This window comes from Luteimonas sp. A537, assembly GCF_054052065.1.
The window spans coordinates 1-14,773 of sequence record NZ_JBSVRH010000007.1 but is presented as its reverse complement, the minus strand read 5'-3'; the positions used below and the strand labels follow the sequence as shown (position 1 = coordinate 14,773).

The 14,773-nt window shown below is 62.9% G+C and carries 13 protein-coding genes and 3 pseudogenes; 4 read left to right on the top strand and 12 right to left on the bottom strand.

Annotated features, from left to right (window positions below):
- From ACW7GZ_RS14450 to ACW7GZ_RS14440, 3 genes are all read left to right on the top strand, one after another.
- Positions 1-976, top strand: a 976-nt coding sequence (locus ACW7GZ_RS14450; RefSeq protein WP_457009905.1) for a DUF2345 domain-containing protein, incomplete at its 5' end; no start/stop codon positions are given.
- Between the two features lie 15 nt (positions 977-991).
- Positions 992-2,647 (top strand): esterase/lipase family protein, encoded by a 1,656-nt coding sequence (locus ACW7GZ_RS14445; protein ID WP_457009903.1) that lies wholly within the window; start codon positions 992-994, stop codon positions 2,645-2,647.
- Between the two features lie 97 nt (positions 2,648-2,744).
- The gene (locus tag ACW7GZ_RS14440; protein ID WP_457009901.1) at positions 2,745-3,695 is read left to right on the top strand and encodes a T6SS immunity protein Tli4 family protein; all 951 of its coding nucleotides are present in this window, start codon (positions 2,745-2,747) and stop codon (positions 3,693-3,695) included.
- Positions 3,696-4,145: 450 nt separating this feature from the next.
- Here the strand turns inward: ACW7GZ_RS14440 and ACW7GZ_RS14435 are convergent, their stop codons facing one another.
- From ACW7GZ_RS14435 to ACW7GZ_RS14390, 10 genes and pseudogenes are all read right to left on the bottom strand, one after another.
- Positions 4,146-4,445: a hypothetical protein gene (locus ACW7GZ_RS14435; protein WP_457009899.1), complete on the bottom strand. Its 300-nt coding sequence runs from the start codon at positions 4,443-4,445 to the stop codon at positions 4,146-4,148.
- Positions 4,446-4,525: 80 nt separating this feature from the next.
- Positions 4,526-5,068, bottom strand: a pseudogene (locus ACW7GZ_RS14430) (DUF6708 domain-containing protein); the annotation flags it as partial.
- An 18-nt stretch (positions 5,069-5,086) separates the two neighbouring features.
- Positions 5,087-5,515, bottom strand: coding sequence for a hypothetical protein (locus ACW7GZ_RS14425; RefSeq protein ID WP_457009897.1), 429 nt, complete (start codon positions 5,513-5,515; stop codon positions 5,087-5,089).
- Between the two features lie 128 nt (positions 5,516-5,643).
- Complete coding sequence (locus ACW7GZ_RS14420; protein ID WP_457009895.1) at positions 5,644-6,462, bottom strand: IS3 family transposase; 819 nt, start codon at positions 6,460-6,462, stop codon at positions 5,644-5,646.
- Positions 6,462-6,775: pseudogene (locus tag ACW7GZ_RS14415) on the bottom strand (DUF1153 domain-containing protein). The gene ACW7GZ_RS14420 and the pseudogene ACW7GZ_RS14415 overlap by 1 nt, the downstream one beginning before the upstream one ends.
- Positions 6,776-6,826: 51 nt before the next feature.
- Positions 6,827-6,967 (bottom strand): annotated as a pseudogene (locus tag ACW7GZ_RS14410) (IS3 family transposase); the annotation flags it as partial.
- Positions 6,968-6,971: 4 nt separating this feature from the next.
- Positions 6,972-8,078 carry a DUF6708 domain-containing protein gene (locus ACW7GZ_RS14405; RefSeq protein ID WP_457009893.1) on the bottom strand — a complete coding sequence of 369 codons (1,107 nt, stop codon included), beginning with the start codon at positions 8,076-8,078 and terminating at the stop codon, positions 6,972-6,974.
- Entirely contained in the window at positions 8,075-8,392 is a 318-nt protein-coding gene (locus tag ACW7GZ_RS14400; RefSeq protein ID WP_457009892.1) for a hypothetical protein, read from the bottom strand. Before ACW7GZ_RS14400 ends, ACW7GZ_RS14405 begins: the two co-directional genes overlap by 4 nt.
- Positions 8,393-9,910: a hypothetical protein gene (locus ACW7GZ_RS14395; RefSeq protein ID WP_457009890.1), complete on the bottom strand. Its 1,518-nt coding sequence runs from the start codon at positions 9,908-9,910 to the stop codon at positions 8,393-8,395.
- 172 nt (positions 9,911-10,082) lie between these two features.
- Complete coding sequence (locus tag ACW7GZ_RS14390; RefSeq protein WP_457009888.1) at positions 10,083-12,116, bottom strand: WG repeat-containing protein; 2,034 nt, start codon at positions 12,114-12,116, stop codon at positions 10,083-10,085.
- A gap of 310 nt (positions 12,117-12,426) precedes the next feature.
- On the opposite strand from ACW7GZ_RS14390, the gene ACW7GZ_RS14385 reads away from it, so the two are divergent.
- A complete protein-coding gene (locus ACW7GZ_RS14385) occupies positions 12,427-13,689 on the top strand; it encodes a formylglycine-generating enzyme family protein (RefSeq protein WP_457009886.1) in 1,263 nt (420 codons plus the stop codon).
- A 34-nt stretch (positions 13,690-13,723) separates the two neighbouring features.
- Here the strand turns inward: ACW7GZ_RS14385 and ACW7GZ_RS14380 are convergent, their stop codons facing one another.
- Entirely contained in the window at positions 13,724-13,900 is a 177-nt protein-coding gene (locus ACW7GZ_RS14380) for a hypothetical protein (protein ID WP_457009884.1), read from the bottom strand.
- A 163-nt stretch (positions 13,901-14,063) separates the two neighbouring features.
- Entirely contained in the window at positions 14,064-14,660 is a 597-nt protein-coding gene (locus ACW7GZ_RS14375) for a DUF6708 domain-containing protein (RefSeq protein WP_457009882.1), read from the bottom strand.
- Between the last annotated feature and the right edge of the window lie 113 nt (positions 14,661-14,773).

Here is a 14,773-nt window from a genome sequence, read left to right as displayed (position 1 = left end):
TGCGACTCCCGGCGAGACACCCGCTGGTGATGCCGTGGGCCCGGCGGCGCTGTTGAAGCAGGCGCAAACCGTGGCGGAGGTGTTCAGCGGCGCAGCCGGCACGCACCTGACGGTGAAGCTGGCCGGCCATGAGGGCGTGGGCCGCAGCAAATCCAAGCTGATCGACGATCAGGCCCCGCTTGCCGCACTGCTCATGAGCGCGAAGACCACGGTGCCGGGCGACGACTACGATCTGGCCAAGGGCGAAGCCGCCGACCGCAGCCCCGCCCCCGGCGATTGCCGCGTGCCGCACACCGGCGACCCCATCCTGGGCCTGGCCGCGCCCGCCGGCATCGTCCAGGTGGCAGGCCAGAGCCTGCACTGGGCCGCCGGCGAAACGCTGACCTTGGCCAGCGGCCAGGCCAGCAACCTGGCCGTTGCGAGCAACCTGCGCCTGCACACCGGCCAGGCGATCGGCTGGCTGGTGGAGGCCGTGGACGGCGCGCCGACCGAAGAGGCCTCGCTGAGTCTGGTGACAGGCGAAGGCGAGCTGGACATCCAGGCGCAGCACGACCAGATCAAGCTGCAGGCCAAGGACCAGCTGAAGATCGTGAGCGCCAACGCCGAGGTCGAGTTTGCCGCCGGCAAGACGGTGCACCTGGCCACCTCGGGCGGCGCCAGCCTGACGATCGAGGGCGGCAACATCACCGTGGCCTGCCCCGGCGAGATCAAGGTGCATGCGGGCAAGAAGTCGTTCCTCGGGCCCGCACACCTCTCGCGCGAGATGAATTCCTGGCCCGAATCGAAGTTCGACGAAAAATTCAGACTGGTGCAGCGGAACGGCAAGCCCGCAGCGAACTACCGCTATGAAATCGAGCGCGCTGATGGCGCGAGGATCCAGGGCGTGACCGACCCGGACGGCTGGACACCCCTGCAGAAGGGCGTATCCATGGACGGCCTCCTGATCAGGCTGCTGGGCCCCGCCGACAAGGCATGACAAGGAGCGTCGTTGATGACGGCTGAAACAACTCGCAGGGTCGGTACATCGACCAACGAACAAGGCATCCCGGTTGCGCGATCACTCACTTCGCCAACGCAGTCCACCGCGCGTGCGGAAGTCGTCGTGCCGCCCGACGTGGTGGTTCCGATCCTGTTCGTGCCCGGGATCATGGGCAGCAACCTGCGCAACAAGGACACCCAGGAGTCCGTGTGGAACGCGGGCTCCGTGCTCAAGCTGGCGCTGCAGTGGGCCTTCAAGTCCGCAAAAACCCGGCAGACCAAGCTTGACCCGAAGACAACCGAGGCCGATCCGGAAGGGAAGATCCCGGAGGTCGCCGAATACACCGGCGATGACCTGACCACGCAAAAATTGACCGAAGAGCAGCTGCGGGAACGCGGCTGGGGCACCGTGTCCAACTATGGCTACGGCAAGTTCATGGCCTGGTTCGAGCCGGCCCTGAACGCGGGCACCAGCAACCCCTGGGAATCGCTGGTCGGTAAGGCACCCGCGGAATGGGGTGCCGAAAGTGCGCCCGCGCCGCTCGACCAGCCAGAGTCCGAGGATGCCTGGGACGTGCTCTGTCCTGTCTATGGCGCCGGTTACAACTGGCTGCAAAGCAACGGCAAATCCGCCGTTGATCTGGCCAAGCGGATAGATGAGATCATCGCCGAATGGCGTGACAAGGAAGTTGGTGGTTCAAAGCCGTACCGCTGCGACAAAGTGATTCTCGTGACCCATTCGATGGGTGGGCTGGTTTCCCGGGCTGCGGTACATAGCAGCTATGGCAAAGCAGCGTCGAAAGTGCTCGGCATCAATCATGGAGTCATGCCGGCGGATGGTGCCGCCGCGTCGTATCACCACGTCCGCAGCGGCTACACCGGCCTCAGCCGGTTCGTCCTGGGCAAGGATGGCGCCCAGGTCACCGCGATCTTCGCAAACGCATGCGGTCCCCTTGAGTTGCTGCCCAACAAGCTTTACGGCAAGGGCTGGCTCAAGGCCGTGTCGAACGGCCCAGGGAGCACCGCTGAACTTTTCGCGCTTCCAGAGGCAGACCCCTACCTCGAAATCTACGTCAAGCGCGAACCGTGGTGGCGGCTCATCGATCCCGCCCTCATCGACCCGGCCAACCGCTCCAGCGCCAGCAAGGCCACCGGGGGTGTCGCGACAGATCCTTGGCTCGATACCTATCTGCCGAACCTGGTGGTGGCCGACGAGTTCCATGCGAACACCGGAAATACCTTCCACGCTCCGACCTACTCGCATTACGGTGCGGACGCGGCGCGCCACAGCTACCAGAATATCGTCTGGCAAACCAGCCAGAAGGTCACGCTGGACCAGGATGAACTGCTTGGGTCCGCGTCAGTAAACGCAAAGGGTTGGGCGGCGCTCAAGCTCGCCTTCACCTTCGGGAAAGACAACAGCGATCCAGCCAGGGTTGCGCAGGGAGATGGCCATGTCGTGTTCGAAATCATGGCTGCCGCCGAAGCCGGTGACGACACCGTGCCCCACAACTCCGGTGCCGGACCGTTCATCCGCGGCAGTGGAAATGTGAGACAAAGTTTCAAGCTCGAAAAAATGAGCGAAGGCCATGCTGCATCCTATGACGATGAAAACCTCCGCCAGATCACCCTGCACTCGATCGCTAAACTCATTGGGGAAGCGGAATGAAAGCCACGCCCCGCTCCGCTACCTCCAACTCCTTGCCGTTTTGCTCATGGCTCTCGCGGGTACAGCCTGTGCGCACGCCCGGACCGGAGGCAAGCAAGTGAACACATCCTCCGGCACGCCCTATTGCGTCGGGCTTCACGAAGTCGCGTTGCCGCCGGGCGCAAAAGCCAAGGTCACCTCCACCTATGCAGGCCTGCGCGACCAGGACAAGGGCCCCGCGCGATGGGATATGGTCGTGGCTTCGCTGCGGGAACGTTCCGACGCGGCAGAAGCCAAGGACTCGCCACGCAGCGACCGAACCGCCGAACTCTACCGCGCCGCGGGCGCCAATCCGCAGGCCGCGTTCTCCAACAGCCGGCTGGTCGGCTTTGACACCAGTGGCGAAGCCGCTGTCATCGCCGAGCATTCCGGACCATCAGCTGCATTCACGATCGAGGCCCATCGCGTACAGGATGGGCGGCACTACGTGTTCGAAGGCGAGAGCAGCCAGGCAAGCCGCTATCCCGCCGTACGCGATGGCGTCCTTGAAACCATTTCCCGCTATAGCCCCCGCGAACGGGACACGTCGCCACCGGCGAACGCCTTCTGTACTGCGAACGGTTACTTCAGGCTCAAGGATGGCAAGGACGTGGCCGGTGATGCACAGCTCGTCGTTACCTTCCCCGACATGCCGGGTGTGTCGTTTTCATTGAGCATCTATGGACTCGTGGAGCCCAGCAAGGAACCGGCGTTCGCGCAGCGCGTTGCGCGTGATCTTGCCGAACTGACCCAACTGGGCGGACAGGTCAAACGCCTGCATGAGGGCGAGCGTGAGTACGGTGGGCAGACCGGTGGGATGGTGGCCATCAGCGTCCCTTCCGAAGACCCGGGCGTCGGTGACGATTTCAAGTATTTCTGGCATGCCGCAGGGCGGCCGATGGACCCCTATAAGCCGGAAATCGAAGCGGAGCTTCTGGCCGACGGCGCGCGTGGCATTGACCAGGACGCTCTTGATGCCTTGTGGAACAAGCTGATGGGCGGTTTCCAGCTTCGTGGCGGAATGCGTTGATGGCCGCAGTGGTGTCACCACGTACCCGCCGAATGAGCTCGGTTGCCCGGAAGCTCCTGGTTGTTATGGGCAGGTGCAAGATTCTGATTCCGGTCGTGGTCGCAATGGCCGTGGCCGGATGTTGTATTCATGGAAGGAGCGGAGGAGGCACGCAGACGCGGTGGGTGGCCGCCAGTGACTCCATTTCTACGACACCACAGCAGGCGCGGCTGCAGTGCGTTCGGGCCTGCAACTGCCAAGGCGCGGAGATGGAGCGCTGCATGGTCGCGGAGGGATTCCGGCAGGAACTTGTGAAAGTGCCAAAAGGCTGCCGCAAGTCGTCTTTCTTCTTCTAGGGAAGGTATCGACAACATCGCTTGAAGTAGCAGTTATGGATGGGGGCAAGACTTGATCTTGCCCCCGTTTCTCGGACACCCGCTTAATGTAATGACCCACCGGTTTCTGCTCAGGTCAGGCCGCTAAATCATATGCCTCATCGGGTGTCTTCATGCCCAGCGCCTGCTGCTTGAACTCGGGGCTGAACCGCTTACGCTCTGCCTTCGTCCCTGCCTTTTCCTGGTCATCTGTCTCACCTCGGATTGCGGTATTGAATCGCTTATCCGGGTGTCCGTGAAGCAGGAGCAGGATCAGGTCGCCCTTGCCTTCGTCGGCGATGAAGGCATGGGGCAGACATACGCCGGGCTCCTCCGGCACCTCGCCCGGTGCACGCGTACGGAAGCGCGACAACACGTCGCGCAGATCGGCCAGCATCGCATCGCGGCGCAGGTCGCCGTCACGCCTTCGGGTGCGCCGAATATGCGCGTGGATCGCGTGCCAAGGATCCGTCCTGCTCAGCCTTCCTTCAACGCAATGTCCTGCAGCTGCGCATCGGTCAGCGGTGGGCCGCCCAGGCTGGCCTGCACCTCCGGCGACCATGCCGGCTCGCGCTTCATCCGGAAGCTCAGGTAGCGCACCAGTCCCATGTAGGCCGTCAGCGGCAGGAACGGCAGTGCGGCGATCCCGAGCAGCCACATCCCTGGGCCGTGGCGCCGGCTCTCCTCGCTGCCCGGACCGAACAGCGGCTGGAACAGCCAGAACGATTCCCAAAAACCCACGCCGAAGTCCTCGTACAGGCGGTCGTACACCGTCCATGCCGGACCTTCGCCCTGCATGAAGCGGCGGATGTGTTCCCAACGCTCCACCGGCGACTCCAGATCGCCGTAGCCGATGCTCGGCCCCACCCCGAACCGCTGCAACACCGTCGCGCTGCCCGGCGCGTCCGTCACCGCGAACACCAGCCCCGACTCGCGCCTCGGCACCTGACCGGTGAAGATCGTGTACTGCACCACTTCCCCCCGCACGCACGACCAGTCGTAGCTTTGTACTTCGAACCGGGTGCGGCCCCATAGCTTTCACCCCCACTGCCACCACGGCAGGCCCTTGTCCACAAAGACGTGGACCTTGCCCAAGGCGCGATTGACCAGCACGGGGGCGTAGCGGAAGCCGACCCAGTCGATCTGAATAAAGACTAGCGTCAACAACCAAAACGGCAGAAAAATTATCCCCCAAACGAACGATCCTCTTGAAAAGTCTGCATACAGGATCATTGCTCCCAAAGGCGCGGCTAGAATTCCGAACGCGCTCAAATATCCGCGCATCGCACCTAACTGATCTACTAGAGCCAGCGCATTCGGATACACCCGCATCACACCATCCCAGGTGCGGGCCACCTTCCCGGCTGGCTCGCTTGGCAGCGGCAGCAGCACCGCCTGCGAGTTGGGCGGCGACAGACCAACCTCGGCCTGCACTTCGGTCTGAACGTTTCGGGTCTCGGTATTCAACCTGCTTTCCACACTTCGGCCTGGGCGATGGGGTCGTTCTCGCCTTTGTTGTGCAACGCGAACACCAGCCGGACGGCCTGGTACTTGCGGTCGTTGATCTTGTAATGACCCAGCCGTTTCTGCTCAGGTCAGGCCGCTAAAGCATATGCCTCAGCGGGTGTCTTCATGTCCAGTGCCTGGTGCGGGCGCCGGTGGTTGTAGAACTGGATCCAGTCGCCGATCACCCGACTGGCGTGCTGCTGGCTTTTGAAGCGGTGTCGATGTGCGCACTGTTCCTTCAACGTGCGGATAACCCGCTCCACCATTCCGTTCTGCTGCGGGCAGTACGGGGTGATGAACTCCTGCTTCAAGCCGTAGCTGCGCACCAGTCGGGTGTAGTCGCGACTAGTGAACACCAGGCCGTTGTCGGAGCGCAGCAGGAACGGGGTTTGCACCCGTCCCAAGGTCCCGAACCGCGCGAGCAACGCCTGCTCCAGCGCGGCGGTTGCGGTGCTGGCCTTGCCGCTGCGCGACAGGTGCCAGCCAAGCAGTTGCCGGGTGTAGCAATCGATCACCAGCGCCAAGGTCAGCCAGTTGTCGCGGCCACCCCAGATCCGGCAAAGGTCCGTCGCCCACCGCTCGTCAGGCGCTTGCGCGACCGACGGCAACGCCTGGATCCGTGGGCGGCATCCGACCGCCCGCTTCCTTACCTGCCAGCCCTTCAGCTGGAAGATTCGCTGCACCGTGTTCTTGTTCATGTCCAGCAGCGCCGCCACCGTCCGACAGCCGAACGATGGCTCTTCCTCAATCATCGCGTTGATCGGCTCGGCCAGCTCGGGCCGGATCTTCGGCTGCGCCTTCGTCGGGTGGTAGTACATGCTCCGTCGTGCCACCCCAAACCATCGGCACAGCTTAGCCATCGAGACCTCAAAGCCATCGTCCCGCAGTCCCTGCTGGATCGAGACCATCAGGTCTCGTCCTTGCCCAACAGGGACGCCAATTTTTTTCGAGCGCGCAACTCCAGCATGGCCTCACCGTAGGCTTCCTGCAGGTCCTTGAGCTGGGGCTCGTATTGATCACGAACGTCCTCGGGCTTGGCCCGCAGCGCGTTCTCCATGCCGCGCTTCCCCTCATCGACCCAGCTTTCGATCTCCGACCGGGTCAGGTCGAACTGGCGGCTGCCTCAGCTACTGTCGTCTTGCCCTGGATGACTTCCAGCACCAGCGCCGACTTCCGACGGGCCGTCCAACGCTTGATTTCCTCTTCCATCATCACGCTCATAGGTGTCTCCTTCGAAAAATAGCACCTGAGCAGGAATTCAGTGGGTCACTACACCCACAGCGCGCCTGGCCGGTCGGCGCGGAACTGCCGGTTAACCCGGTCCAACAGAAACGGGCGCGCCGGGTCGGCTATCGTCGTACGTACCGGCTTGCCGCGGACCACGCCACGCAGCCCCTTCTGCCGCATCACTTGTGGGCTACTGACCTCGCCCAAACCACGCGCCGACGGTCAGAATTAGGAACATGCTGCCGTATATCAGCGTCGAGAACGCTGCCGCGGCCAACCAACGACGTCTCAGGTGCGGAAGCCGGCCTTCCCAAGCCAAGCTTTCTTCCTCCGTCGGTGGACGCGTGCGGTACGGATTCTCGCCCTGCCATTGCATGGCTTCGCGCAACTCGGGCGGGTACTCCGGACGTGGCGCCGTCCGCTGTACCCACAACGCGCAGCGTTCGGTCCAGTAACTCACGCCTCCCCAGAACCACGTGTAGACCTTGTTGAAAATGCCCGGCTTCAGACGATGGTGTTCGTCGACCATGTCCTGCAGCAGCAACCGGTCCATGCGGGCGTGGTCGGCACGGGAATCGTCCAGTGGTGGCATTGGGTCGACCGATGGAAGGCCCTCCGGCGCTCCGTCCATGTACGTGCGAATGAACTCCCATACCTCTTCTGGGCGCTCGGCTGGAAACAGTGGTGGGGCCGGGTTTACCTGCTCGATGATCTTTCGCGCCCCCGGCGCCAGCTTCGCCAATCCCAGCATGAAAAATGTCGCCGATCCAGCCGTGGTGATGATGGCGGAGCGAAACACCGCCGGATGCAACTCGTCGTAATCGAGCACCATCCAGCCGCGCTTGCGGTCTACCCAACAGTAGAACTTTCGCGTTTTGCGGCTGAGAATCACTGGCGGCGGCAGCGGCATCCGGGCAGAGCGCCACGCCCATACCAGAGGGCAAAGTATTACTAGCAATGCTACTCCTAGCATCACTAGACCTGGAACAATCTGATCACCACCTTCCTCGAATGACTCAATTAGAAACCCGGGAGTTCCGGGAACGAACATTAGTAAAGCCACAACCAAGAACCAAGACCCGTAAAAAACTCCCATCCCGCGATTCGAAACGCTGGCATGGGGGACGAACTCGAGATAGGCCGGACTAATGGTCTGCACTGCGCCATGTGCGTTTGGAAACAGCTCCGCCGGCTCGACGCCGCGTGGTAGAAGCAAGCCCCAACCGCCACCCTGCTCCGGGAGTTCCTTCATTCCCAGCAGCAGGTCGCGCGCCGCCTTGCTCGCGCTTCTGCTCATCGGCGTGACGCCGGGAAACGCAGCATAGTTTCAAGTGCTGGAAGCTGGTGTCGGTCCGGCTTGTAGACCAGCTCCATGCCGAAATCGCCCACATCCACGTACCGTTCGCCATCGCCCAGCAGGCGCTCCACGAAATTCGCGATGCCGACCCCCATGCCGCCGCCGCTCCCCAACCGTCCCGTAACGTAGGCGGCGCCACTTTCGTCCGCTTTGATGGTGGGTTTACCGCTACCGCCGTGAAACTCTCGATGCACTGTGGGACAGGCTGATGGGCAGTTTTCAGCTTCGCGGCTGAATGCGTTGACAGTCGTCATTCAAGGAGCAGCAGGTGACGGGAATCGCCCGAGGTGGTCGTTAAGCATCGCTTGCCACTCCGGAGGCAGGCTGTTTGCGTTCTGGCGGTACCACTCTGCGCACTGCGAAGGCGCCATGATCGCCACAAGGATAGCGTGCGATTTTTCCAGGAACTCGCCGAAGGGAGGAACCCGGTGCATCCAGAGCAGGTGGCTGTCGGTTGTCTGGAAGGCCTGATACATCCCGGCCATCCATTGGAGGTGGGGAAGGCAGGCTTCATGCGCGCCCGCTTGCCCCAGTGCGGAAAGAATGGTTGTGCGCAACTCCACAGGCGCCATGGCGTGTTCAGCGCTGTTTAGCGTATCCGCCTTCTCGAACCAAGCCTGGCCACGAAGCAATTCGCCCGCCATCACAGATGTGGACGCCAGCTGCAGAGCGTTGAACGCGCCGGGTTCGTGTTCGAATAGCGCGTAGTAGCTCTCGAATGCCTCGTGCCAGCACTCCAATCGGGACAGGCACAGCGCGCTCAACCGGTAGGCATCATTGCGGACGGCGGCATCCGGATGTTGGCAGTGGGGCCGGGCCATGGCGAGCGCCGCCGTGTAGTTGCCTGCCGCAAGTGCGGCAGCAGCGGCCTGCAGCTCCAACGGCATAGGTGCGTCGGCGACCGGCGGGGATTCGGTCCGCGCGTCGCGGGTGGTGCCGGCACATTCACGCAAGGCCTCGTAATCCTCAGCGCTGACTGCCCAAGAAGATGCAAGTTCGCTTTCCGTGCTTCTGATGCGACCGTCGCTGGAGCGCCGGTTGTCTACAAGGGCAAGGGTGATCCAGCGTGCGGCAGAATCGGATTCGACTCTCCGTCCTTCGATCCTCAGTGTTGTCCAGCCCGACGCGAGCATTCCGACAGTGTGGCCCGCGACCGGCTGGAGTTCGAGCAGCGGTGTGGCACCGTGCGCGCGAAGATGTTGCCGCAACGCGTCCGGATCCCCTCCGGGCCAGAGCATTTCAAGAGAGAAATCCTTGTCCGCCCAGCGTCCGGTCGCCTCACTGAAGGGCTCGTTGGCGATCTCCCCAGCGAGATATACAGGCCCCAACCCGAGGAAAATCGCCTCCAGGCCCAGGAACAGCAGCGTGGGCACGAGCTCAGCGTAGTGATGCAGGATGCTTGGCGTTTCGATACCCGCAAGCCGGCCCGACACGGCTACCCACCACCATGGGAGTAGCAGCAACACCATCCACGCACCGGCGGCGAAGCGATTGAATCTGGACGAACGGCTTCTGGCACCGAGGAACAAGGCATATGCGACGACTACCATCAGCACCAGAAAGAACAGGTCGCACAGCACGATGGCCACGAAACTTCCGGTTTCGCCACGTGCCCAGAGATACAGCCCACCAACCAGCGCGGCCGAAAGCGGCCCCGCACAGAGAAGTACGAGAAAGCCGCGAGCGCCGATGCGACCGGAAGACACATAGCTGGGCAGATCGCTTTGGGGTGACTTCATGTCCTGATCCTGGAGGCTTCCTGCCATCGACATGGATTCTAACCCGCTGACGCGGCTGCCATGGTCCTGATCACGCTCCTCATGTCGCAAGGTGCAGGGCACAGGCTGCGGTAGGCCCGGCTGGCGCGCGACAGTCGCGCGGTCTATGCACGCCACGTGCCGCGCCAGACTTGGATACTGCCCTCGGCCGATGTCCGTTCGCCTGCTATTCCAGATCGACAGCTTCGACGCCGGCCATGGGCATGCTGGTGTAGTACCAGCCCAACACTTGAACCAGCTCACTGGAAACACCGGCCAGGCGCAATCCATCCGGCGTTCGCGCGACGGTGACGAACGGATAGACATCGCGTTCCAGCGTGCCGGCAGGTGGCAATGCGTAGCCGCCTGCCAGCAGCGGGTCCGCCGACTGCTCCAGCGCGGGGATGCGCAGGTACCAGACCTCCGCGCACAAGCCGGCGAACTCCGCCTCGGGTTCTGGATAACGGCCACCGGAGCGGACGGGTGTCGCCGTCTCTAGCATCCGGGCGAACAACTCGCCGAGTTCGTACGTGTCCGCTTCACGCGGCTGGTTCAGCAGTTGCCATGGTCGGAGGAACAGCGCCACGATGAATTGCTGTGCCCGAGAATGGTTTGCAACGCTGCCGGCCAGAGCGGGCCACGGCATACCGAATGGCGCACTCTCCCGCTCCGGCAGCCCTGCCCTCCAGCGCAGCATCAGTGCCTTCAGGTCGGCGTCGGCTTGGTCCCGTTCGAATGCCGGCAAGGCCGCGCAAGCCGCTTGGGCGGCCCGCGCTTGCCAGTCCGCCGGCCGCGCGTCCAGCTTCTCCGCGGCAAGTTTCCAGTTGCCCTGTCCATCCGCACGCAGCAGCAGGGTACCGTTGAGCGACCTTTTCCTGGCTACGATCGTCACCTCGCGGACCGTTTCGCGCAAGGAAGGCAATCCCGTGCTTTCCGGCGACATCTGCAGGAAATCGTAATCCAGCGGCACCACCACATGGCCGTCGGTCTGCTGCAGCACGCCCAGTCGACCCTCCTTTTGCGCGATCCACAGGCCGGATGGCGCCTGATCGAAACCCACGAGCTGGTCGTACTCGACCGGAATCGGACAGCGCGCATCGGCCACGTCGATGCACAGGCCGGTCTTGCCGTCACGTTCGACCAGATAGGTGCCTCCCCGGTCGATGCGATGCACTGCGTCGAACGGCGCTTCGAACAGCGGCTCGTCGTGCAGGTCCAGGAACCAGACCTGGCCGTCGCGCTCTACCTGGAAGAACGGCATCGCAGTCTTCGCATCATGCAGATCCACACCCTCCCAGCGCGGCTGCAGAATAATTTGGCCCGCCATGTCGATCACGCCGACCTTGCCGCCCGCGTTCGGCATACCGCCGGTCACCACCCGCATCCATCCGTGCGAGAAGCCGCCCAGCGTTTCGATGTAGTCCCATTCGGGCTGCACCACCCATCGGCCATCACGATCGATGACACCAGCCTTGCCTTGGGCTTTGTCGAAGATGATCGCCCTCATATCGCTCGACTGACGAACGCTCGTGTACTCGCCCGGCGCCACGACCAACCGTCCGTCGGCACCGATGACGCGCTCTGCATCGAGGATCAGCCGGTCTTCTCCCCAGCCCACTATTTCCGCATCGGATTCGGCGCCGGGCACTGGCCGGCCCCGCAGGTCGAACGCCTGGTAGCGCGGGCTGCCTGTGTTCTCGGGATTGGTCGCCAGTACAAACGCACCGCGCAGTACGATGTTTTCGTAACGCACCGGCAGCAGCAGGTGCTGGTCGGCAGGATCCATCAGACCTTCCCTGCCACCGAGCTTGACCACCCACGGGACTGCCTGCGCCAGCGACTGATCGATCATGTCGTACTTCAGGGGCACGCGCTCGCGTCCTTCCAGATCGATGACGCCGTAGCGATCGTCGCGCGCGACGATGTAGAACGCCGATTTCCGGGACCGGCCGATCTCGTCATACACCGCTGCCGCAACCAAGCGGCCGGTGTCGTCGATGATCCCATGGCGGCCCTCGCGGGTAAATTTCCAGTAGCTATCCATCCACATCACCTGCCGCACGCGATCGGCGATCTGCTTGCCGGTCTTCAGGTCGTACAGGTCCACCAAGTCCCCACGCTGCTCGACGTGAAACGGCGGCTCGGCAGCGAAGCAAGTAAAACCCGCCAGCATCAGCAACGCCAGGGAGAGCAGACGACTGGAAACGCATCCTGCACGCATCGGGGACTCCTTTCCGGAAATGCGGATCAAATAACGGGGTCAGGTCCAAAAAAGCCGTGATGTGGGTCGAGCTTAACCGGCCTGCGGAAGATCATTTTCATGAATCTTCTGCTTCAAAATCCCAACCAGCCGCGGGCGATCCTCGGCGCTGATCGTGTCCAGGCGGAGCTTCAACTTCTTCTCCTTGCCTGCGTCCGATCCCCCTCTGTTCGGCTGCTAATATCCCACGAGCCTTGTCGCACGACAGGCAACAACTTTCAATCTGGTGACTTTGATGCGCTTGGATGCCGTTCGCACCGAATCAATCCCCATGCTCTTGATGCTTCTGTGCGGCCTGCTGCTTGCACCGCCGGCCGTCTCGCAATCCGGAATCGATGGGTACGAGAGGCTGAGCGAAGAGGAACTCAATGCGGCCGTTAAACGGCTGCAGGAGAATTTCAAAAATGACGTGCAAAAGGCCCGCAATGGCGAGTGCACGCCGGGAGTTTCCCGCGGTGGCAACCCCACCGACCGGTACTGCAAGACGATCTACGATGCCGATTTCGTGATCCAGGCCATCGACACCCCGTCCCCCACCCCGGATGTGTGGCGGCGATTGAACGAGTTGAGCTCCCAGTTTCCAGAGAAAACCGCCGCGCTGATTCTTGAGCACCTGCGCAGTAAGCCGGCCCCGACCGAGGCGGACTTGAAGGCCTTCGTGCAGAAGACCCGCGCCGACATGGCCTTGATGGAAGGCGGCACGTTCACCATGGGCGATTACGGCGGCTGGCTGGATGGCACCTTCCTGCACATCACCATGAGCACTCGCGACGACAACCCCTTTCCGGTCCAGCTCAGCGACTTCCTCATCCAGAAGCGGCGCGTCACCATTGCCGAGTACGACACCTACACCCGACATCGTGAGCTATCGTTGATCGGCACCGATTTGATCTCTGCTGATGTAACTCACGGCGGTGAAACCTCCCATATTGAATACCACTCTGTGGAGAGCCGTTACCCGGGCTACAACGCAAAGGTCACTTGGCAGCAGGCACATGACTACTGCGCATGGCTGGCGGATATCTCCGGCCAGCCGTTTGCCCTGCCCACCGAGGCGCAATGGGAGTACACCGCCCGCTCCGGCGGCAAGCCCTACGCCTTCGGTATCGCCAACCCGCGCGCGGACAAGGTGGACCCGGCAGCTCTTGAACATGACATGGCGAGAATTGCCGCCGAGCGCGCCGGCGCCAACGAAACATCGAACCGTCCGAGTGGTGTTTACGGCCCCAATCCAGCGGGACTGTACGACTTCATCGCCTTCGGCAAGGAATGGGTCAACGACTGGTATGCACGCTATCCCAACCCGACGCCCAAGCACCCGGCGCACAATCCCACTGGCCCTGCGAGCGGTACCGAGAAGGTCGTACGAGCCAGTGCCACCGGCAGCTGGACCGTCCTGGACCGCTTTGGGTGGGGGAAGGACTATGAACTCTACGATGACGATGACGACAACATCAACGACAAGCGCCAGTCGGACGGCGTCGTAAGGACCGTCGCTTTCCGCTGCGTGGTCAACGCACCCCGCTGGAAATAACCACTATCCCGTTTAACGGGAATGATCCCTCGGCTTACGCCATGCGCGTGTCGCCCTGTTGCCACCAGGGGTTTTCCATCCACGCCACATGCGTTCCATTTTGCATCCGGTACGCGAACGCCCGGTTGGGGACGGTATAGAACCCCGGGGTCGGTGCGGTCTTGAGTTGGTGGAATTCCGCCAAGCGTCCCTGTCCCAGCAGCTCACCCACGAACGTATCCCATCCAGCGGCGAGACCTGCCCGTGCGGCTCGCCGTCCACCGACGAAGGCCGCAGGCCAAGACTGCGATAGTCCCAACTGACACAAGAGCATGCGTTGTCTGAAAGCGCTCGCCGAATATGTGCGTGGATCGCGTGCCAAGGACCCGTTCTGCTCAGCCTTCCTTCAACGCAATGTCCTGCAGCTGTGCATCGATCAGCGGTGGGCCGCCCAGGCTGGCCTGCACCTCCGGCGACCATGCCGGCTCGCGCTTCATCCGGAAGCTCAGGTAGCGCACCAGTCCCATGTAGGCGGTGAGCGGCAGGAACGGCAGCGCCGCCAGCCCGATCAACCACATGCCCACGCCCTTGCGCCGGTTCTCCTCGCTGCCTGGACCGAACAGCGGCTGGAACAGCCAGAACGACTCCCGGAAACCCACGCCGAAGTCCTCGTACAGGCGGTCGTACACCGTCCACGCCGGCCCCTCGCCCTGCATGAAGCGGCGGATGTGCTCCCAGCGCTGCACCGGCGATTCCAGATCGCCGTAGCCGATGCTCGGCCCCACACCGAACCGCTGCACCACTGTCGTGCTGCCCGGTGTATCCGTCACCGCGAACACCAGCCCCGACTCGCGCCGCGGCACCTGTCCGGTGAAGATCGTGTATTGCACCACTTCGCCGCGCACGCATGCCCAGTCATAGCTCTGGACCTCGAAGCGGGTGCGGCCCCACAGCTTCCAGCCCCATTGCCACCAAGGTAGACCCTTGTCCACGAATACGTGAACTTGGCCTAGTGATCTTGCCCCCGTTTCTCGGACACCCGTCTAAGCAGCGTGGGCCCGCTCGAACTGCTCCGGGCTGACGTAGCCCAGCGTCGAGTGGAGCC

Excerpts from the sequence above, each read along its gene's own strand:
- ACW7GZ_RS14420 (WP_457009895.1), bottom strand. The coding sequence starts at position 6,462 with ATGGTCTCGATCCAGCAGGGACTGCGGGACGATGGCTTTGAGGTCTCG.
- ACW7GZ_RS14385 (WP_457009886.1), top strand. The coding sequence starts at position 12,427 with ATGCTCTTGATGCTTCTGTGCGGCCTGCTGCTTGCACCGCCGGCCGTC.
- ACW7GZ_RS14400 (WP_457009892.1), bottom strand. The coding sequence starts at position 8,392 with ATGACGACTGTCAACGCATTCAGCCGCGAAGCTGAAAACTGCCCATCA.
- ACW7GZ_RS14435 (WP_457009899.1), bottom strand. The coding sequence starts at position 4,445 with ATGCTGGCCGATCTGCGCGACGTGTTGTCGCGCTTCCGTACGCGTGCA.
- ACW7GZ_RS14445 (WP_457009903.1), top strand. The coding sequence starts at position 992 with ATGACGGCTGAAACAACTCGCAGGGTCGGTACATCGACCAACGAACAA.
- ACW7GZ_RS14395 (WP_457009890.1), bottom strand. The coding sequence starts at position 9,910 with ATGTCGATGGCAGGAAGCCTCCAGGATCAGGACATGAAGTCACCCCAA.
- ACW7GZ_RS14390 (WP_457009888.1), bottom strand. The coding sequence starts at position 12,116 with ATGCGTGCAGGATGCGTTTCCAGTCGTCTGCTCTCCCTGGCGTTGCTG.
- ACW7GZ_RS14405 (WP_457009893.1), bottom strand. The coding sequence starts at position 8,078 with ATGAGCAGAAGCGCGAGCAAGGCGGCGCGCGACCTGCTGCTGGGAATG.